The sequence below is a fragment of the Nonomuraea sp. NPDC050451 genome (assembly GCF_044458585.1).
Genome location: NZ_JBITHZ010000068.1, coordinates 15,867 through 34,598, shown reverse-complemented (window position 1 = coordinate 34,598; position 18,732 = coordinate 15,867). Strand labels below are relative to the sequence as shown.

Here is an 18,732-nt window from a genome sequence, read left to right as displayed (position 1 = left end):
AACAGCGACGATTGACTCAATCACACTCAAGATCATGGACAACGGCCATGTCGCCGCACGTCATCTACGTGCTCAAACGGAGTGTCGTTCTACAAGGGCCAGCGCCGGCTCAGAAGGTGGTCTTGCTTACTCCGCCCACCACGTAGTTGTCGTTGACCTCAATCAGCGCTGTGTTCTGGTAACGGTGGCCGGCCTCCTTGGGCGTGTGGATCTCCGGTGACCTGCCCAGGCTGCACGGCACGGACGTGGACACCATTGTCTTGTCCCGTGTGATGTTGAAGATACCGAAGATAAGGACGCACGAGCTGCCCAGTGAGCCGCGGGCGTTGATGTACACATCGCCTGATACCCGAACACCGTTGTCCGAACTGCAGACGCCGATGTTCCAGCCGCTGCGTGCGTAATTCAGACAGCCGCCTCCGGCCGCCACTGCGGAGGTGGGAGCGGCGGCCAATAATGCGGTGGCAATGCCCACCGCGGCCCCCGCGCTCAGGAGTTTTCTCCTGGTGTTCGAGATGGGACGCTTTTCTCCGAGGTTCATCGGAGTTTCTCCTTCGTTTGGCCTGGTGCGTGAGACATCGAGGCGGATTCGACGAAAGATGATTGCGTGAGACGCGCGAACCTGGGATCCCCGTCTGCGATTCTTTCCCCGTGTGGCAAGCCCACACTGATCGATCCCTGGGCCATCATGCTTGCAGGGGTGGTCGCGTGTTCTTGGCCGTGGGTGCCAGAACCTTGCCGATACGTGCCAGATGACGTTTGGTGTGGAGGAAGCTCCTGATGGGGGTCGTAGTCATATCTGGCCGGACCGGATTTCTATGCCCGTGTTCCAGGTCCAATTGGAACACGAACCATCTCCCGGACGCGCGTCCCACTCCTCCCGTGTAGACGATCGACCACCGGCCATGTACGCTATGTGATTTCTTCGTCACATCACGCCTTGCCGGTTCCATCATGAGCGCGGACGTGACAAAGGTAAATGGGATCGCCTTCAGAAATCTTTCGCCTTTCTTGAATGGCTACCGATAATTGTGGTTCGATGGCTTTTGCCGCTGGACTTGCCGGGTTTCGCGCCGATGGGGGGATGCGCAGTGGAGTTTCGGCTGCTGGGCGCGTTCGAGTTGGTGGCCGGGGGCCGCAGCCTCGATCTTGGGCCGGCCAAGCAACGGATCCTGTTCGCGTCCTTGGCCGTCGATGCCGGGCACCCGGTGGCCGCAGAGACACTCATCGATCGGGTATGGGACGACGCCCCACCGCGCGAACCCCGCAAGGTGCTGCACACCTATGTCGCACGCTCCCGCCGCCTGCTGGAGCAGGCACGACATCTCGATAATGGACAGATCGCGCTGGAACGCCGGGCGGACGGCTACCAGCTGATCATGGACATCGATCGCATCGACCTCCACCGGTTTCGCCGGCTGGTCGAGCAGGCCCGCGCCCATCACCGCCGCCAGCCGGAGCGCGCTGCCCTGCTTGGCGAGGCCGTCGGACTATGGCGGGCATCCCCACTGGACGGAATGGGTGGGGAGTGGGCGGCGCGGGTCCGCGAGGGGCTCCGGCAACAGCGGCTGGGTGCGGTGACCGACTGGGCCGAGGCCGAGCTGGAACTGGGCCGGCACTCGCTGGTGATCGAGCGCCTCGAGGAGCTGATCGTCCACTACCCGCTGGCGGAGTCCTTGGTGGCCCGGTTGATCCAGGCTCTGAGCCTGGCCGGCCGTGGTGCCGAAGCTCTGGAGGTCTACGCAAGGGCGTGCCGGCGAATCGACGACGAGCTCGGCGCCCAGCCCGGTCCCGAGCTGCGTTCACTGCACACGGCCATCCTCCGCGGAGAAGCGGTCACTCTCGCAGCCGACGCGCCGGACCCGGCGCCGACGGTTCTCTCAGTGCGCAGGCCCGTACAACAGCCACTGAATGTTGATGTCTCGGAGCGTCCGCAGCCGGCGCAGCTCCCGGCGCAGGTGCCGGCGTTCGCCGGCCGCACCGGATACCTCAAGCGGCTGGACGACACGCTGGGATCCGACGATCAGGTCCAGATCCAGGTCTCGGTGATCGCCGGTATCGCCGGAGTGGGCAAGACCGCACTGGCCATGCATTGGGCGCATCGGGTGCGCCACCGATTCGGTGACGGGCAGTTATACGTGAACTTGAGGGGCTTCGACCCGAGCGGATCCTGCGTGAACGCGACGGAGGCGTTGACCGGATTCCTGGATGCGCTGGGGGTACCGCCGGACCGTGTCCCGCCCGACCCGGACGGGCAGGCCGGCCTGTACCGCAGCCTGTTGGCGGACCGGCGGATGCTGGTGGTGCTGGACAACGCCCGCGACGCCGAGCAGGTCCGTCCGCTGCTGCCCGGCGCACCAGGCTGCCTGGTGGTGGTGACCAGCCGCAGCCAGCTCACCGGCCTGGTCGCCGCGGAGGGCGCCCACCCGCTGCGGCTGGATCCGCTGTCCGCCGCCGAAGCACGCGAGTTGCTGGTCCACCGCCTCGGGCCGGCGCGGGTGGCAGCCGAGCCCCACGTGGTGGACGAGATCATCGCCCGGTGTGCGGGGCTGCCTCTCGCCCTTGTCATCGTGGCCGCCCGAGCCGCCACCCACCCGGGGTTCCCCCTCACCGCGCTGGCCGGCGAACTGCGCGATGCGCGCAATCGGCTCGATGCCCTGGCCGGTCAAGACCCGGCCACCGATCCGCGGGCGGTGTTTTCCTGGTCCTACGATGCTCTGAGCCCCGCAGCCGCGCGGTTGTTCCGGTTCCTGGGAGTGCTCACCGGCCCGGACATCGCTCCGCCCGCCGCGGCCAGCCTGGCCGGCGTGGCCGTGCACGAGGTCCGGCCGCTGCTGGCCGAACTGGCCGGCGCGCACCTGGTCGTCGAACACAAGCCCGGCCGGTACACCCTGCATGACCTGCTGCGCGCCTACACGGTTGAGCTCGTCCACGCCATCGACACCGAACACGACCGGCAGGAAGCGTTCCGCCGGTTGCTCGACCACTACCTGCACACCGCTCACGCTGCGACGCTGCTGCTGGCCCCACGCCGACGCCCGATCGCACACGCTCCCGCCGCGCCGGGGGTGAGCGCCGAGGCGATCGAGGGGTCCGAACAAGCGCTGACCTGGTTCACCGTCGAACACCCCGTGCTGCTCGCGACCGTGGAGGAGGCGGCCGCCAAGGAGCACGACGAAGATGTGCGGCACCTGGCCTGGACGCTGAGCGCCTTCCTGCGATGGCGCGGCCTGCTTCTCGACTGGGCCACCGTCGAGCAGGCCGCCCTGGACGCTTCGCGCCGACTGGCCGATCCTCGCGGACAGGCCCACGCCCACCGCCACCTCAGCCGCGCCTTCACCCTGCTCGGCCGCTTTGACCGTGCCCACTCCCACGCCGCGCAGGCCCTCGGCCTAGCCGTAGATCTCGCCGATCAGCCCGGCCAGGCGCACGCACATCACGAGCTCACCTGGGCCCTGTCACGACAAGGCCGCTACGGGGAGGCACTCGACCACGCGGAGCAAGCCCTCGATCTGTTCCGAGCTGTCGGCCACCGTCCCGGACAGGCCAAGGCGCTCAATGGGGTCGGCAACTGCCACGCCCTACTCGGATACCACAGCCGAGCGCTTGTGTACTGCCGCCGAGCCCTCACCCTGTTCCAGGAACTCGGCGACCTCAACGGCCAGGCCGCATCTCTCGACGGTCTCGGCTACGCACACCACCACCTCTGTCAGTATGACCTGGCCAAATGCTGTCACCAGCAGGCGCTCAAGCTTTACCTGGACCTGGGCGATCGCATCGGCGAAGTCGAGGCGCTGATCCGTCTCGGCAACGCCCACCACACCAGCGGCGATCACGACACCGCCCGCGACACCTGGCGGCAAGCCCTCATCATTCTCGATGAGCTCGCTCACCCCGACGCCAGACATGTCCGCGCCCAGCTCGCCGACACTGAGCTGCACCCGACCACGGCCGGGGGTCCCACTGGTGCACGGTTGTATTGGCCCCACCGGTAGAAGCTCTGCGGCGACGTCGACCGAGATCGTCGACGTATGCGTCATGCAGCCGGCAGGGCGTGTGAGCTGCGGCAGGACCCGTCACCCAGGCTGATCGCCGGGGCAGCACGGCCGGTACGCCACGCCGGGGATGCGCTGCCGCCATTCCTCTGGCGTGAATCCCCGGCCTGCGATGTCGCAGACCGCGCCGAGGAGATCGCGCGGCGAGGTCACGTCCCTGACGCGCACCGTCCTGTCGTTTCCGACAATGACCAGGCGCGTGCCGTCCGGGGAGAAGACCGCGTCGAGCACCGGGCCGTTGTGGCCGGTCAGCGGGGCGCCGAGCTGCCGGTGGGTGGCCACGTCCCACAGGCGCACCGTCCCGTCATCCCCGCCGGAGACCAGCCGGGCGCCGTCCCGCGTGACGGCCGTCGGCGTGGCCGGTCAGCGAAGGACCGTCCTGCTTGCGGGCGCTCACGTCCCACCATCTGAGCGTCGGCACGGCAGGCGATGAGATGGACGGTCGGCAGGATCGCGTTGCACACCGGCATCCAGCACGCCAGCCAGATCACCGACGACCACATCACCGAAGCGCTCCAGGCCGTCCGGCTCTTCAGCGAACGTGCTGACCTCCACCACTTCTACCCGCCGACGAAGAATTTCCTCGATCACGCTGCCAATCAGTGGATCACACACCTGCACCAGCTGCAGGTCGTGCTGTTCCACCGCGGCCAGGTCGGCACCCAGCCGCGCAAGCTCATGCCGTCCTGGAAACCTCCGTCGGTGCTCCCGCCACGAATGCAGGCGGTGGCGGACAAGTGGCTCGCCGAACACCACCCCGAGATCGTCTCCTACGCTGACGTGACCCGTGACCACTGTCTGGCCTGGGCCGAATCTCTGGCCGAAACCCCGACGGAGAAGACCGGCAGGCCGCTGGGCGCGGTCAGTCGGATCCAGCGCATTTCGGGCCTGTCCCAGCTGTTCCGTGACGCCGCGACATGTGGGGGCGAAGACCTCCCGGAATGCGCCTAAGCTGCCGCAGTACATCCCGCGCTTCATCCCCGACCACGAACTCGACCTGGTCATGCCCGTCATCAACGAGATCACCTGCCCGTTCCAGCGGGCAGCTCTGCTGGTCGCCCGCTGGTCCGGGGCCCGCCGCGACGAGATCCGACACCTGCCCATCGACTGCCTCGACCATTACCCCGACGGAACACCGCGCCTGCGGTTTACCCGGCCGCAAGACCTATAAAGAACGCGTCGTCCCTCTTCACCAGGACGCCGCCGACGCCCTGCAGAAGGTCGTCGACATGCGCAAGAACGGGCACGAGCCGCCTTTCACCGATCCCCGCACCGGCGAGCAGATCCGCTACCTGTTGTCGGCGTACGGGTTCAAGTGCAGAGCCACGTACAAGTAAACGTGCAGGGATGATCACCGCGTCGGTCGTGGTGTCGAGTTCGTGATCGTGAAGCCTGGCGAGGTGGTTGCTGGTCATCTCGGTGGGGGCGGGTCACGGTGGTGCTGGAGGCTGAGCGGTGGCTTGATTTGCGTCGGTTCCGGGCCTTGCGGGAGTCGGGGGCGTCAATCTCGGAGATCGCCCGGGAGACCGGGCTGAACTGGCGCACGGTGAAGAAGTACCTGGAGGCCGACGGCCCGGTGGCCTCTCCAGCGTCGGCCGCGCGGCCGAGCCGACGCCAGCAGGCGATCACTCAGTACGCGCCGATGATCGACGCACGGCTGCGGGCGGAGCTGCTGCTGAAGGCCACCGTCATTCACGAGCGACTGGTGGAGGAGTACGGGTTCACCGGCAATTGCCAGCCGGTCAAGCTCTACCTGCAGCAGGCCCGGTCGCGGATCGCGGAGGAACTCGGATATACCCCCAACGAGCTGGCCCGGCTGCATCGCCGGTTCGAGGTGGTGCCCGGCGCGCAGGCGCAGGTGGACTGGGGCGATGAGGGCGGCGTCCTCGCGCACGTGGGCATCGTGAAGGTCTACTCCTTCCACATGACGCTGTCGTACTCGCGCGATCCGTTTTGCTGCTTCACCACCAGCCAGGACCTGGCCACCTTCTGGGCCTGCCACCGGCGGGCGTTCGAGCATTTCGGCGGCGTGCCGGGCTCGATCGTCTACGACCGGACCAAGACGGTGGTGCGCCGGCATGTCGCGCCGGGCAAGGCGGTGCCACTGCATCCGGAGGCGGTGGCATTCGCCGGTCACTATGACTTCGACATCGACGTGCTGGCTGCCGACCGCCCCACCGGCAAGAGGCGCGTCGAGCGTCAGGTGCTCATCGTCCGTGATCACGTCCTGGCAGGCCGGTCGTTCGCCTCGCTGGACGAGCTGGACAACGCGTTCTTGTCGTGGGTGCCGATGGGCCGCCGCACGGTCCATCGCCCCCATGGAGAGGTGATCGGGATCCGAGCTCGCCGCGACCACGCCGCGCTGCGGCCGGTGCCGGCCCGGCCTTATCTGGTGACCGACCGGCACCTACGCCACGTCGGCAAGGACTGCCTGGTCGCCTTCGAGGCCAACCTCTACTCGGTGCCCGCAGCCCGGGTCTTCCCCCGGCAGTTGGTGGAGGTGCGCGTCCTCAGCGACGGTCAGCCTGCACGCCACCGTCCCGGACGAGCACGGCATCACGCTGCTGGCCGTGCATCCACGGGCCACCGGGCGCGGCGTGCGCATCGTCGACCCCGAGCACTGGAAGGGACTGCCCGACGGACACACCCGCGCCACCACTAGCTCCCACGGCGATCCGGCCGACGAACTGGCTGTCCGACGACGCCAGCACGAGCAGGCGGGCGCGCTGCGCTTCCTGCTGGCCCGCTCCGATGCCGCCGAGGTGAAGGTCGGACGGCGGCCGCTGTCGATCTATGACCAGATCACCGGCACCAGACCCTTCCACTGACCCGGGCCATTCCACAAGCCACTGCACCCTTCTGTCCCCCGATCAGACACCCTCCCCCTCTTCGCGCGAGTTAAGGACACCTTGAGTTGAGTGAGCTGGTCACCGCCCGGATCCGCACCATCGCCGCCAAGCTGGGGTTGCCGCACCTGGCCGAGCAGCCGTCGCCCGGGCCGAAGATGCCCCACCACAAGACCCTCGACGACTACGACTTCTCGTTTCAGCCCGAGCTGGACGCCCGCAAGGTCCGCGACCTGGCCACTCTCGCCTTCGTCGAGGCCAGGGCCAACACCGCCCTGCTCGGTCCGCCGGCGTTGGCAAGACCCACATCGCCGTCGCACTCGCGGTCGCGGCCTGCCGGGCCGGCTTCAGCGTCTACTTCACCACGCTGGACGACATGGTCCGCCAGCTCAAAGCCGCCGATGCCATCGGCCGTCTCGGCTCCAAGCTGCGCACTTACCTCCCGCTAGCCCGCGACGAGGCCAACCTGGTCTTCCAGATGATCTCAAAGAGGTATGAAAGGGGCTCGATCTTGCTGACGAGCAACAAGGCCTTCAGCGAATGGGGCCAGGTCTTCGGCGACGAGGTCCTAGCCACCGCCATCCTCGACAACAGGAGTACGCGCGGGTTCCTGAGCTGTGCTGGCCGGGGTCTTGCTGCATGACAGCAGCTCAGTGGCGAGTCGGAAGGCGGATCGGATACTCATAGGAATTCGCCAGAATCTCCTGAATTCCTGGAGCAACTGGCGTAATCTCCCGTTCCGTGGTCGATTCGCGGAGTCGTCTGCTGTCCCTTGTCCATCCTCCCGCTCCTGATGACGAGAACCCCGGCCAGGAGCTCGCCCTGGAGCCGGACCTAGCCGATGTCGTCACGTTGCAGCGCCGCAAGGACGCCAGTCTCAGCGAGGGCGACGAGGAGAGCTTCTTCCTGGACACCCTCGCCGAGTATCAGTGGGCCCGGGACGCTGCGGGCTTGGCGCCGACCACGCTGGACGGACTGACCAAGCCGATCATCGAGATCTGCCAGTACTACGGTCTGACGCCGTGGCGGCTGACCCCGCGCCACCTGGACAAGTACTTCGCCGGAGTCGGCAAGCGCGCCCAGGCCACAGTCCGCCACAAGATGACGCTGATTGACCACTACTTCGCCTTCCTCGAACAGCGGTACGCCGGTGAGGTCGCCACCCGGTTCGCGCTGGCGGTCGAGTCGCCGATCGACCCGTTCAACCGGCCACGGCACCGCGGCGACTTCGGGCTGCGGATCCCTCCGTCCCAGCGGGCTATGCGAGAGTTCTTCGCCCGCTGGCGCGACTCCCTCGACCAGGCACGCAAGCCGCTGATCGCCCGCCGGGACTATGCGATGGGCAAGCTCACCTACCTGTCCGCCGTTCGCGCCGCCGAACTGTGCGGCGGGACGATCGGGGATCTGCACTGGGAGTCGGGCCAGTGGGGCCGGTTTCTGGTCAACGGCAAGGGCGCCCGCGGCTCAGGCCCTCGCCAGCGCGAGGCCTACATGTTCCAAGAGGGCCGTGACCTGCTGTGGTGGTGGATGGAGGAATGCCGGGGCGGCTTCTGCGACGACCCTGACGACCCGAACGCGCCGCTGTTCCCCTCCGAGCGGATCCCCACCGCAGTCTCGACGCTGAACCTCCCGCTGCCCGGCATCGCGGTGACGCCGTCGACGTTCCGGCGCGCGTTGAAGACCGCCGGGCACCAGTTCCTGACCGGCCCGGTTCAGGAACTTCATCCGCACCTGCTGCGGCACGCCAGCGCCACGCACAACTACGAACGCGGAATGACGCCCTGGGAAGTACAGAAACTCCTCGGTCATGATCGCCCAACCACGACCGTCACCTACCTCGCCACCGCTCACGCCGACCCGGAGCAGGCCAGCCTCGCCGCCTCCGGCCGGGCGGTGCACCGCCTGACTATGGACAAGGGGAACCTGCGGTGAAGTGGAACCTGCGCTGGGCCGCTGCCAAGCGCGACATCTGGCGGCCCAGCGACCTGCTCAAAGCCTTCGAGGAGGTCGGGTTCGCCCCCTCCCTGAGCAAGGTCGCCGCGCTCTGGAGCGGCAAACCGATCTCGCTCCGCCTCGACGACCTCGACAAGATCTGCGCCGCCCTCGACTGCACCGTCGCTGACCTGCTGGTGGCCGAACCGCTCCCCGCCGCTGAAGGTGCTCAAGATCGCAGAGCCGTCGGAGACGGAGACGGATCGGCACGGCCTACGCCGCGGCGAGGTGGCGGCCGCCGCTCCTTGCCGCCGAACTGATCATGGCGGTCAAGGAGAGCGAAAGAAGGTGGCCCATCGGGCAGTGCCCGGTTTGCCTGGGCTGGGGCGAGAAGCGCCAGAGCACCGCCTGCACCGGGTGCGCCAAATGGCGGCGGGCCTTCCCGAACCCAGACCACTGCCTGCGCTGCGGGCATCTCCACCACGTCAACGGCGACGGGCTCTGCCGGGCCTGTTCGCGGCTCCTGCGCCGCGACGACCCGGACTGGATCTTCCGTCGGACACCGGGTCACCCGGTTCAGCTCTCCCTCATCCTCCGCGGGGTTCGGACAGGGAAAGCGGCTCCGTTGCTCCTGCCCGCCCAGCGGGCGGACCCGAGCTCGACACCGGAGACGTCCCTGGCCGATGCCGAGGTGTTCCGCGACCGTTGGTCCTGGTGGCTCTCCCGCCCACCCGTCGTTCAGCAGATCTCGCCGCACCTGGTCGACCCGGCACAGATCACGTTGTTCGACGCGCGCCGAAACTGGAGCTGCCTGCCCGTCGGGGCCTTGGACGAACTGCCCGCCCTCACCCCCGCAGCCCAGGCCTTGGTCGAGGAGTTCGACCAACACGCGCTCCGGCACGGCTGGAACACCATGCCGCGAGTCACGGGCCGCAAGACCCTTCGTCTCCTGCTCGCCTGGATCGGCGCCGAGGCCCCGATCCACGAGGCCGACATCCGTGCCCTCACCGACCGGCGCAGCACCACCATCCGCCGCGTGTTGCAGTTCCTGGACGCCAAGGGCATGGTCGTCCCCGGCCCCACCCGCCAAGGCGACCCGATCGAACGGGCACTCCACCGACGCATCAGCGCACTTCCCGGTCGCATCGCCGAGGAACTGCACCGCTGGATGCTGGTCCTGCGAGGCCAAGGCCGCCGGCCTCATCCAGCGTTCCCCTTCACCACCATCCGCACCTACTTCAACGCCCTGGCCCCGGTTCTGAACGCCTGGACAGACCGCGTCACCAGCCTCCGCGAGATCACCACCTCCGACATCCAGGCAGCCATCGACGATCAAACACCCGCCACCGCCCGCAACCTCCTCCCCGCCCTGCGCAGCCTGTTCCGAGCCCTCAAACAGGAGAAGCTCATCTTCCGAGATCCCACCCGCGGGATCACCATGGCAGCACAACGGCGCCTACCCGCCCCGATCCCCACCGACCAACTCCGCGGCCTCATCGACCGAGCCGACGGGCCGCTGGCCAAGCTCGTCGTCGCGCTGGTCGCCATCCACGCTCTCGGCAAGAAGGAGACCGACCATCTTCTCCTCGCCGACCTCGACCTGCTCACTGGCCGGTTGCATGTCACGCGCAACGGCTCCCGCCACACCGTCTACCTCGACGAACTCACCCACGCCCTGGCCATCCAGTGGGTGCGTGAACGACGCCGCCTCTGGCCCCGCACCACTAACCCCTACCTGCTGGTCAGCCGGATCACCGCAGCTGACCCCACCCATCCACCCATCGCCCACACCCTCACCGACGCCGTCTTCCGACGCGCCGACATCAGCCCCGGCAGACTCCGCCGCGACCGGATCCTCGACGAAGCCGCCTACACCGCCGACCCCATCCACCTCATGCGAGTGTTCGGCATCAGCGGCAAGGTCGCCATGAAATACGTCCAAGCCGCCCACCCCGAACGCCGCACGACAGGGCCCCGATAGGCCCACCGCGACGATTCCGGAAAGATCAGCGTGCTCACCCCGCACACCACTCGAGCACCTTAGGGATCGGCACATGACCAGCAGCCGGTTCCCGCGAACCCGCCCCACCTCGGGTCACCAACACCCCACCCTGACGCGGGTTCCCCGCTCACCCCGTCCGGGATTCGACGAACCCGCGCGCTTTCGTCTCCTGCACCACTGCGAAGTCATCGCGATCAACGGCCCCAGCTACCGGCTCAAGAACCGGCTGGCCGCCGTCGAAGCCGAAATCGCCGCCACTGGCTGACAACCCCGCACCCGCGACGCCGCCAGCCGAAGGAAGGAATGCTCGATGCCACCGCCGACGCCCAACGCCTTGCTGGTCCTGCGGTGAGCCGCAAAATCAGGTGATCCATTGAAGCAGCGGCGGCATCCTGGTCCGATGATCTGGATCGCTCCTCCTGCCACCCGCATCGACGAGCCCTTCGTCGCCGACGAACGCGCCACGTTAGAGGGTTTCCTGGACTGGCATCGCAGCACCCTGCTCCACAAATGCGCAGGACTCACCGCAGCGCAACTGACCGAACGGCCGCTGGCGCCCTCCAAGCTCTCCCTGCTCGGCCTGGTTCGCCATCTCACCGATGTCGAACGCACCTGGTTCCGCCGCCGTTTCGCCGCCCAGCCTCTACCAAGCCTCTATAGCCGGCCCGACAAGCCGGATGCCGCCTTCGACGACGTCGATCCCTCGCGAGCGGCTGAAGACCTGGCCGCCCTGACCGCCGAGCAGAATGCCGCCCGGCAGGCCACGGCGGACATGCCACTCGACGCGATCTTCGTCAGCCCGCGCTGGGGTCCGATGTGTCTGCGATGGGCCTTCATCCACATGCACGGTGAATACGCTCGTCACAACGGCCACGCCGACATCGTGCGCGAACGAATCGACGGCACCGTCGGCACATAGACGAGAACCAGTGCCCAGTCCCGGAAACGATCAATGGCCACCTTTACCTCGCAGGCCAGACCCTCTCGTGACACCCCAGCTCTGCGCGTTTACCCGTACTCACCTCTGCACATCAAGGAGTACGCCGACACCTGTTCATGGACCACGGCAAGCTGCTGTCGTAACACCCCCATCCAGCAGGCCTGTATGGAGGTTGGCCTGGTCGTCCCGGGCGGCAAGAAGAACGGCCCCGGCGTCAGGGGCACATCTCCGCCCATCGCTTCCGGCGCACGGTCGGGACCCAGCTCGCCGAACGCGGCGCCAAGCTGCACACCGTCATGAAAGCCCTGGGTCACTCCTCGGTTTCCATGGCCCTGATCAGCGATCGAGAGGTCCTGTGTGACTACAAGTCCGTCCTGACCCCTGGCGCGGTCATCGCCGGCCCGGCCGCGCTCGCCCTGAAGTCGGGCGTCCTGCCTGACGAGGCAGTGCATTGGCTGAAGACCACTTCTTCAAGACCGAGCTCGAACTCGGCCACTGCCTCCGCCTGCGCGCTTGACCAACTCGGTGGTCGCCTGGACGACCGAATATTATTCCAGAGCGGTGCTGGAGCTGCGTTCCCAGGGCCGGGAGGTGAGCGACGAGATCCTGTCACACATCTCGCCCGGGCACAGCGACAACATCAACTTCTTCGGCGTCATCAACGTGGACGTGGAGGCGGACCTGGCCAAGCTCGACACCAGCGGCTGGCGGCCGTTGCGCCCCGCGCGGTTGCGCGAGCTGGGAATGACGCCCTGAGCCGCCCCGGCGCGAGCTTCAGTCTGCGGTGATGGCCGACGCGGCGCGTCCGGGTACATGAGCCGGCCGCGCCCGCTTCGAAGGCCGCTGACCCCAGCCATCTCGATAGAACCAATTTAAAATGAGCTACCCCGTTTACTGGACAATCCCCGCACGCTATGGCCAGCAGTCGACGAATAGTCGATGGCCGGAGAGATGCATGATGAGAATTGAGATGTCTATCTCGTTGCATGAAGCGGCATTTCATGCCCTTGCCAGTGGAGTCGACCTGCTGTCGACCCTACTGACCTGGGATGGAGCATCTTGGACGGCAGAACAAGTGCGTGACTTCGGCCAGTGAAGGTGGCCGTTTCGACTTTTCCGGCGAATGCGGGCGACGTGTGGGGAAAAGCGTTTACGGCAGGCCGTTAGAGTCAACTCCATGGAATGGAATTTTCAGGCGGCCGAAGACCTCGCAGCTGCATTGCGTGCCGGTGAAGTGAGCTCGGTGGAACTGACCGACGAGGCGATCGCCCGTATCGAGCGGGACGACGAGGTGATCAACGCTATTTGCGTGCCGGACTTCGACCGTGCGCGGGTCGCCGCGCGCGGTGCTGACCAGGCACGCGCGCGTGGTGAGGACCGGCCGCTGCTCGGCATTCCGGTGACGGTCAAGGAGTCGTACAACATCGCCGGGCTGCCCACGACCTGGGGCATGCCGCCGCACCGGAACTATGTGCCGGCCGAGGACGCGGTACAGGTGTCGCGACTCAAGGCCGCGGGCGCGGTGGTGCTCGGCAAGACCAATGTGCCGTTGGGGCTGCAAGATATACAGAGCTTCAACGAGATCTACGGCACCACCACCAACCCGTGGGATCACGGTCGTACGTCGGGCGGATCCTCCGGCGGGTCGGCGGCGGCCCTGGCGTCCGGGTTCGGCGCACTGTCCATCGGCTCCGACCTCGCCGGCTCGCTGCGCACCCCCGCGCATTTCTGCGGCGTCTACGCGCACAAGCCGACGCTCGGACTGGCGGCCAACCGCGGTATGGTCCCGCCGTCCGAGCCTGCGTTGCCCGCCGACCTCGACCTCGCCGTCGTCGGTCCGATGGCGCGCACCGCCCGCGACCTCACGCTCCTGCTCGACGTCATGGCCGGACCGGACCCGCTGACGCTCGGCGTGGCGCACCGTTTGGCACTGCCGCCCGCCCGCCACGAGCGGCTCTGCGATTTTCGGGTCTTGGTCCTCGACGAGCATCCGCTCATTCCGACGGGGTCCGCCGTGCGGGCGGGCGTGAACCGGGTGGCCGCCGCGCTCGTCGACGGCGGCGCCCGCGTTGGACGGCACAGTCCGCTGTTGCCCGATCTGACCGAAGCCGCGACGCTCTACATGCAGTTGCTGATTTCGGGCTCCGTTGCGCGTTTTCCCATCGAATCGCACGAACAGCTGCGGACCCGCGCCGCCGGACTGAGCGCGGACGACCAGAGTCTTGACGCCGTGCGGCTGCGCGCCATGGTGTTCAGCCACCGCGACTGGATGGAGGCGAACAACCGCCGCGAGGTCCACCGCCACGGCTGGCGGCAGCTGTTCGCCGAGTTCGACGCCGTGGTGTGCCCGATCACGCCGACGCCCGCGTTCCCGCACGACCACAACCCCAATCCGTTGGAACGGCGCATCGACATCGACGGCGTCGAGTACCCGTACTTCGACCAGCTCGTCTGGGCCGGCCTGGCCACCATGCCCGGCCTGCCCGCCACCGCCATACCAGCGGGTCGGTCCCCCGAGGGCCTGCCGGTGGGAGTGCAGCTCATCGGTCCGATGTTCGAGGACCGCACCCCGCTGCGGCTGGCCGAACTGCTCGAGCAGAAGATCGGCGGCTTCCACGCACCGAAATAGAGCATATTGCCGGGTATCCGTCGAGGACGAGGTACGGATCAGTCTCCTCCCGACACAGGAAGTCCACGGTGCTGGCCATCCGGCGCCGGCACCCCCCGATGATGCCGCCATCGCGCCCCGCGCCGGCCATCGGCAGCGGACGGGCTAGGTGAGGGGTGAGATCGCGTCGGCGCGCCGGCGGACCCAGGCCATCATTGCGGCCGCCCGTCTGCTGAACGACGCTCGCGGGAGATCGACATTCGGTCCGTGAAGGGGAGCCGTTAAGGATCGGCGCATCAGGGGCGAAGTGATGAGGACGCTCAGGGCAGCTCGTTCCACATCCTTGGAAGTGGAACGGCCCCTGCAAGCCCTGCCGCTTGGGCCGATCGAATTCGGGGTCGGGGAACCCGGGAACAGCCGTTGGCGCTGAGAATGATCATGCGTGAACTGTGATGTTCAGCTTCGGCGTGCGACCGCTCTACCTGGAGGTTTCTGGTGCGTGGATGGTGGAGCGCCCGACGCTGTACTCGGTGGCCAGGTCGGCCAAAGACACCTCGCCCTCGGCGTATCGGCGGCGGATGGAGCGCCGGGCGGATTCGGGCAGTTTGGGCTGCTTGCCCTTGAGCTTGCCGTTCTTCTTGGTCAGGGCCATGCCCTCACGAGTGCGCGTGTGCCCGAGGTTGGCCTCGAACTCGGCGACCATGGCGAGGGTCTGCAGGAACAACCGTCCGAACGGGTCGTTCCAGTCGTAGACCGAGCCGCCGAGTCCGAACAGGACGCCGCGTCTGGACAGGTCGGTGAGGATCTCGTTCGCCTCGGCCATGTTGCGGGCGAAGCGGTCGAACCTGGTCACGGGGAAGACGCTGCCGTCCCATACGGGGGCCAGGGCCTGGTCGGGGCCGGCGCGGTTGCGGCGGGTGGTGCCGGAGAAGCCGCGGTCGATGTAGATCCGGTCTTCGGGCAAGCCGAGGGCCATGAGTTGCTCGGTCTGGATGATCACGTCTTGCTCCTCGGGACCATGATCCACATACACTCTTCGCCCGGACTGGCGGCGCTGATCGCCGCTTGCGGCCGGCCGTCTGCAGCCGGCTAAGGCAACGGGGCACGAGCCGTACCCTCAAGGGATTGGCGAGCGGACCAGCCAGTGCAGAGAGCGCGGCAGGGCGGTGAATTCTTTATCTGGAGCTCCGCGGACTCTCCGTCGCCGGGCGCCGGCCCGTGCGAACCTGAAACCCGTGGGACTTCTCCGGCTCGCCGTGCTCGTGGGGCTGACGGTGCGGCACCTGTGCCAGGGCGCCCCTCGGCCGCCTCAGAAGGATCTCCCTGTGCCCGGGCCAACCGCGAGGCGCCCGCGCAGTCACCGGCTGATCATCGGGATGTTCGCGCTGTCCGCGCTGCTCGGCGCGGCTGCCTGGAACTTGTACCAGACCGCCGCGCCCGTGCCCCTGTACACCCGCTTCGACGGGAGCATCGGCGTGTACGTGACCGTGCCAGAGGGCGAACGTGCTCTCGACCTCCTCACGCTGGCCGTCAAGGCGAACCCCTGCGCCGAACTCCAGGCGGAGGGGATCGCGCTCGACCAGAAAGATTTGGCGCAGTGCGGGCCGGACACGTACGAGTTCGTGATGACCGGCCTTGCGAGGAAGGGAGCTCCGCCGTGCTATGGCTATCGCATCACCCTCGACGGCGATGCGCGGTTGTCGGAGATGGAGCTCAACGACCGGACTCGGCGGGTCACATCGGTGATTGACGGGCAACTCTGCCGCTCTGGCGCGGATTCCCTGCTCCTGGAGCCCGTCCGCATCAGCGGGCGATCGAGGGAGCCACTTGTGATCTCCCGCGGATACACGACCGTGCTCGCCGCTCCATCGGTCATGTACGGGGGCGCCACGAACGCCGACGACACGCGCATCTCCTGGCAGCTCGGCCGCATGCCGCTCGACAGCGTCGTGGAGTCCGGCACCGAGTATGGCCGCGACAAGTCCGACCCGCTGCTGCTGGCCTGGTACCACCCCAGCCCGGAGACCGTCCCCGAGCCCACGACGGGCCTCGAGTGGCGGGCTGACCCCGATGAGCCTGCCGGGAACTCCGACCAGGGGGGATATCTCGCCGGACCGCACGCCCGGCTCATCTCCATCCCCGGCAAGCAGGCCGCCGAACAGGCTCTGTTCTGGGCCGGTCTCCTGGCGGGCGCCGCCGTGTCGACGCTCACGTGGGCGGGGGAACTGCTGCTGGAAAACCGGCGATCAAGGCGATGAGGCAGGGCAGGCTTCTGCCCGCTCGATGGCTGCCGACGCCAGAGCAACAGCCTGTCATTGGGACGAAGCCGCCGCAGCGCCAGCGTCGACCACGGGGTGAGCAACCCGCCGTGGTCTCCTTCCGCGATACGGATCCACCTCTGCCGGCGTTTCTGCTGGTCACGCAAATGTGTTGGATGTTCGGCGGATACTAAGGGAACCCCATCCGGGCCATCGCCGGGCGGCTCAACGCCGAAGGGGGTGCCGGCCAAGCGCGGCGGCCGCTGGCACCCGACCAGCGTCGCCCGCATGCTCAGCTACGACGCCTGCGAGGCCGACCGGCGCACCACCGACCGGCTGCGCGCGTCAAGACCGAGGAGAAGGCCCACCGCCAAGTGCGGCGCGCGGCCGCGTTTGTCGACCTGCCCACCGTCTGAACCCGTCCTGTGACCGGGGCCCAGCCCTCCGGCAACGCGGCAAAACGCAAAGCCTGCGGGAATCCCGGGGCGTGCCGACCACGCTCCCCGACGCTGAACGGCATGACTGCCGACCACGGCCAGGGCGCCGATGTGGCGAACGCGCTGCAGAACGCGTGCGAACGCTTCGCCACCCACCTGACCCTGCTCAATGACCAGCTCCGCGGCGTCGAGCTGACCGAAGACGACCAGGAACGCATCGAGGTCAGCGCCACGCGCGCGTTCACCGCGGTCGTCCTGGTCTCCGCGATGACCAAGGGCACGGCACGGGAGGCCGAAGGCGACGGCACATGCCCGCACTTCAACGCGCTCACCGACGCCGAATGGGCCGGCCTGCAGTCGATGGCGGACCGGACAGCGGTCCCCAACCGCAGCGTGGTCTACGAGTGCGAACTGGAGGCCGGGCACCCCGGCCCGCACCTGGCGCTGGCGCAGGCGTGGTGCGGTGACGACGACGTCTGGCCGCGCTTGGAGCGCGCTGTGCGCGAGCTGACCGGCCTGGCGCCCTGCCCCGCCGCGGGCGAACCCGCTGACGACCTGGCTGACGATCCGGAAGAATCCCTGCTGTTCGACGGCCACCCGGGCGAGCATTCCTTCGACCGGGCCGTGGTGATCGCGGGCATCCGCAGTGAGGCATCCCCCCCGAGATGCTGGCCAGGATGGACGCCCTGCTGGCGGACCACGCCGAAACTCCATGACCACCGCGTGCACGACCTGGCCCCCGGCTCGCGCGAGTCGGCCTTCGAGGAGGCTGAGTGCAGAAATTGGCGCTCTGAACCTGATCTTCGTTTCGGTTCGATGACGAGAGCTGTTCGCCCTGGTGGATGGGGCCTACTGCCGCCCAGCTCGGCGCGCCGTCGCCGAGAAACTGGGGTTTGGAGACAACGTCACCCTGCTCGACGTGGCGACCGGCTCCAAGTCACCACTCGCCGTGACCCAAAGGGTGAGTGGTGACTGGTCCGGCAGTACGGCTCGCTGAAACTATGGCATGCCGTGGAGGAAGTGATTTCGACCCGGCTGCGCGCGAGTTCCCCACACCAATCGGACTTCGGGCTCACCGTGACACGAGGAACAACGGTGATGGCTCAGTGCCCCGGACGGACCTTTCTGGAATCTGCCTGCCTGGCGATAGGCATGCGGTTGGGAGTACTGACCACTCAGGACGCTGCCCAGAAGTACCAGCCCTGGTCATCAAAGCAGGGATGGGTCTGTGTCCCACCTGCCTGCACACCGTTCCTCCAGTATTCGCAAATTCCCTTGGTGGAGTAGGGGCCGTACCAGTGACCTGCCGTCTCCTTGGCCTGCGCGGGACTGACGGAGAGTAGTAGAGCCGCGAGACCGCCGATCGCAGTAATGGCAATTCTTCCGGTGATGTTTCGCTTCATTTCTCCGCTTCCTTTCGTCGTTTCTTCGTCATACGGCCGGCTACGTCAGGCGCGGAACCGGTATAGGCCGCCACTACTTGCCCAGCAGAGAAGCGACCGCCAATTCGGCTCCACGCGATTGAAGACAGACGTATGTCTGGAGGTGTCGACAATTTCGTCACCCGTGTGTCATTTACGCTAATGTCCAAGAAGGCTTGGCGCCAGGTAACCAGCAGGACATTCATGGGACATTTCGCCGCTGACAGGAGCAG

At 67.4% G+C, this 18,732-nt stretch carries 18 protein-coding genes and 3 pseudogenes; 16 read left to right on the top strand and 5 right to left on the bottom strand.

Annotated features, from left to right (window positions below; genetic code table 11):
- Positions 1-109 precede the first annotated feature (109 nt).
- Positions 110-541, bottom strand: a complete 432-nt coding sequence (locus ACIBI9_RS65605) for a hypothetical protein (RefSeq protein WP_397238861.1) — start codon at positions 539-541, stop codon at positions 110-112.
- A gap of 550 nt (positions 542-1,091) precedes the next feature.
- Between ACIBI9_RS65605 and ACIBI9_RS65600 the strand changes: the two genes are divergently transcribed.
- Complete coding sequence (locus ACIBI9_RS65600; protein WP_397238860.1) at positions 1,092-3,995, top strand: AfsR/SARP family transcriptional regulator; 2,904 nt, start codon at positions 1,092-1,094, stop codon at positions 3,993-3,995.
- An 81-nt stretch (positions 3,996-4,076) separates the two neighbouring features.
- On the opposite strand, the gene ACIBI9_RS65595 is transcribed toward ACIBI9_RS65600, so the two are convergent.
- Together ACIBI9_RS65595 and ACIBI9_RS65590 are read right to left on the bottom strand one after the other, a co-directional pair.
- Positions 4,077-4,337 carry a WD40 repeat domain-containing protein gene (locus ACIBI9_RS65595; protein ID WP_397238863.1) on the bottom strand — a complete coding sequence of 87 codons (261 nt, stop codon included), beginning with the start codon at positions 4,335-4,337 and terminating at the stop codon, positions 4,077-4,079.
- A 3-nt stretch (positions 4,338-4,340) separates the two neighbouring features.
- Positions 4,341-4,394 (bottom strand): annotated as a pseudogene (locus tag ACIBI9_RS65590) (WD40 repeat domain-containing protein); the annotation flags it as partial.
- Between the two features lie 90 nt (positions 4,395-4,484).
- On the opposite strand from ACIBI9_RS65590, the gene ACIBI9_RS65585 reads away from it, so the two are divergent.
- The 13 genes and pseudogenes from ACIBI9_RS65585 (at position 4,485) to ACIBI9_RS65525 (ending at position 14,404) form a co-directional block, all read left to right on the top strand.
- Positions 4,485-5,006, top strand: a complete 522-nt coding sequence (locus ACIBI9_RS65585; protein WP_397238859.1) for a hypothetical protein — start codon at positions 4,485-4,487, stop codon at positions 5,004-5,006.
- Complete coding sequence (locus tag ACIBI9_RS65580; protein WP_397238858.1) at positions 4,975-5,226, top strand: hypothetical protein; 252 nt, start codon at positions 4,975-4,977, stop codon at positions 5,224-5,226. The genes ACIBI9_RS65585 and ACIBI9_RS65580 overlap by 32 nt, the downstream gene beginning before the upstream one ends.
- Before the next feature lie 294 nt (positions 5,227-5,520).
- Positions 5,521-6,717, top strand: coding sequence for an IS21 family transposase (gene istA / locus ACIBI9_RS65575; protein WP_397238857.1), 1,197 nt, complete (start codon positions 5,521-5,523; stop codon positions 6,715-6,717).
- Complete coding sequence (locus tag ACIBI9_RS65570; protein WP_397238856.1) at positions 6,653-6,883, top strand: hypothetical protein; 231 nt, start codon at positions 6,653-6,655, stop codon at positions 6,881-6,883. Before istA ends, ACIBI9_RS65570 begins: the two co-directional genes overlap by 65 nt.
- A 176-nt stretch (positions 6,884-7,059) precedes the next feature.
- A pseudogene (locus tag ACIBI9_RS65565) lies at positions 7,060-7,544 on the top strand (ATP-binding protein).
- Positions 7,545-7,642: 98 nt separating this feature from the next.
- Positions 7,643-8,833 carry a tyrosine-type recombinase/integrase gene (locus ACIBI9_RS65560; RefSeq protein ID WP_397238855.1) on the top strand — a complete coding sequence of 397 codons (1,191 nt, stop codon included), beginning with the start codon at positions 7,643-7,645 and terminating at the stop codon, positions 8,831-8,833.
- On the top strand, positions 8,830-9,153 hold the full coding sequence (locus ACIBI9_RS65555; protein ID WP_397238854.1) for a helix-turn-helix domain-containing protein: 324 nt from the start codon (positions 8,830-8,832) through the stop codon (positions 9,151-9,153). Before ACIBI9_RS65560 ends, ACIBI9_RS65555 begins: the two co-directional genes overlap by 4 nt.
- 305 nt (positions 9,154-9,458) lie before the next feature.
- A complete protein-coding gene (locus tag ACIBI9_RS65550; protein WP_397238852.1) occupies positions 9,459-10,814 on the top strand; it encodes a hypothetical protein in 1,356 nt (451 codons plus the stop codon).
- A 73-nt stretch (positions 10,815-10,887) separates the two neighbouring features.
- Positions 10,888-11,100 carry a hypothetical protein gene (locus ACIBI9_RS65545; RefSeq protein WP_397238850.1) on the top strand — a complete coding sequence of 71 codons (213 nt, stop codon included), beginning with the start codon at positions 10,888-10,890 and terminating at the stop codon, positions 11,098-11,100.
- Between the two features lie 135 nt (positions 11,101-11,235).
- Positions 11,236-11,754, top strand: a complete 519-nt coding sequence (locus tag ACIBI9_RS65540; RefSeq protein WP_397238848.1) for a DinB family protein — start codon at positions 11,236-11,238, stop codon at positions 11,752-11,754.
- A 182-nt stretch (positions 11,755-11,936) separates the two neighbouring features.
- Positions 11,937-12,095, top strand: a pseudogene (locus ACIBI9_RS65535) (tyrosine-type recombinase/integrase); the annotation flags it as partial.
- 193 nt (positions 12,096-12,288) lie between these two features.
- A complete protein-coding gene (locus tag ACIBI9_RS65530) occupies positions 12,289-12,531 on the top strand; it encodes a Tn3 family transposase (protein WP_397238846.1) in 243 nt (80 codons plus the stop codon).
- Between the two features lie 421 nt (positions 12,532-12,952).
- A complete protein-coding gene (locus tag ACIBI9_RS65525) occupies positions 12,953-14,404 on the top strand; it encodes an amidase (protein WP_397238844.1) in 1,452 nt (483 codons plus the stop codon).
- Positions 14,405-14,861: 457 nt separating this feature from the next.
- Here ACIBI9_RS65525 and ACIBI9_RS65520 read toward each other — a convergent pair whose 3' ends face one another.
- A complete protein-coding gene (locus tag ACIBI9_RS65520; RefSeq protein ID WP_397238842.1) occupies positions 14,862-15,383 on the bottom strand; it encodes a recombinase family protein in 522 nt (173 codons plus the stop codon).
- Positions 15,384-15,708: 325 nt separating this feature from the next.
- Between ACIBI9_RS65520 and ACIBI9_RS65515 the strand changes: the two genes are divergently transcribed.
- Entirely contained in the window at positions 15,709-16,641 is a 933-nt protein-coding gene (locus ACIBI9_RS65515; RefSeq protein WP_397238840.1) for a hypothetical protein, read from the top strand.
- A gap of 425 nt (positions 16,642-17,066) precedes the next feature.
- On the top strand, positions 17,067-18,050 hold the full coding sequence (locus ACIBI9_RS65510; protein WP_397238838.1) for a hypothetical protein: 984 nt from the start codon (positions 17,067-17,069) through the stop codon (positions 18,048-18,050).
- A gap of 203 nt (positions 18,051-18,253) precedes the next feature.
- Here the strand turns inward: ACIBI9_RS65510 and ACIBI9_RS65505 are convergent, their stop codons facing one another.
- Complete coding sequence (locus ACIBI9_RS65505; RefSeq protein ID WP_397238836.1) at positions 18,254-18,481, bottom strand: hypothetical protein; 228 nt, start codon at positions 18,479-18,481, stop codon at positions 18,254-18,256.
- Positions 18,482-18,732: the final 251 nt, after the last annotated feature.

Bases quoted from the DNA above. Each gene is read 5' to 3' on its own strand.
- ACIBI9_RS65585 (WP_397238859.1), top strand. From the start codon at position 4,485: ATGAGATGGACGGTCGGCAGGATCGCGTTGCACACCGGCATCCAGCAC.
- ACIBI9_RS65605 (WP_397238861.1), bottom strand. From the start codon at position 541: ATGAACCTCGGAGAAAAGCGTCCCATCTCGAACACCAGGAGAAAACTC.
- ACIBI9_RS65540 (WP_397238848.1), top strand. From the start codon at position 11,236: ATGATCTGGATCGCTCCTCCTGCCACCCGCATCGACGAGCCCTTCGTC.
- ACIBI9_RS65545 (WP_397238850.1), top strand. From the start codon at position 10,888: ATGACCAGCAGCCGGTTCCCGCGAACCCGCCCCACCTCGGGTCACCAA.
- ACIBI9_RS65525 (WP_397238844.1), top strand. From the start codon at position 12,953: ATGGAATGGAATTTTCAGGCGGCCGAAGACCTCGCAGCTGCATTGCGT.
- ACIBI9_RS65505 (WP_397238836.1), bottom strand. From the start codon at position 18,481: ATGAAGCGAAACATCACCGGAAGAATTGCCATTACTGCGATCGGCGGT.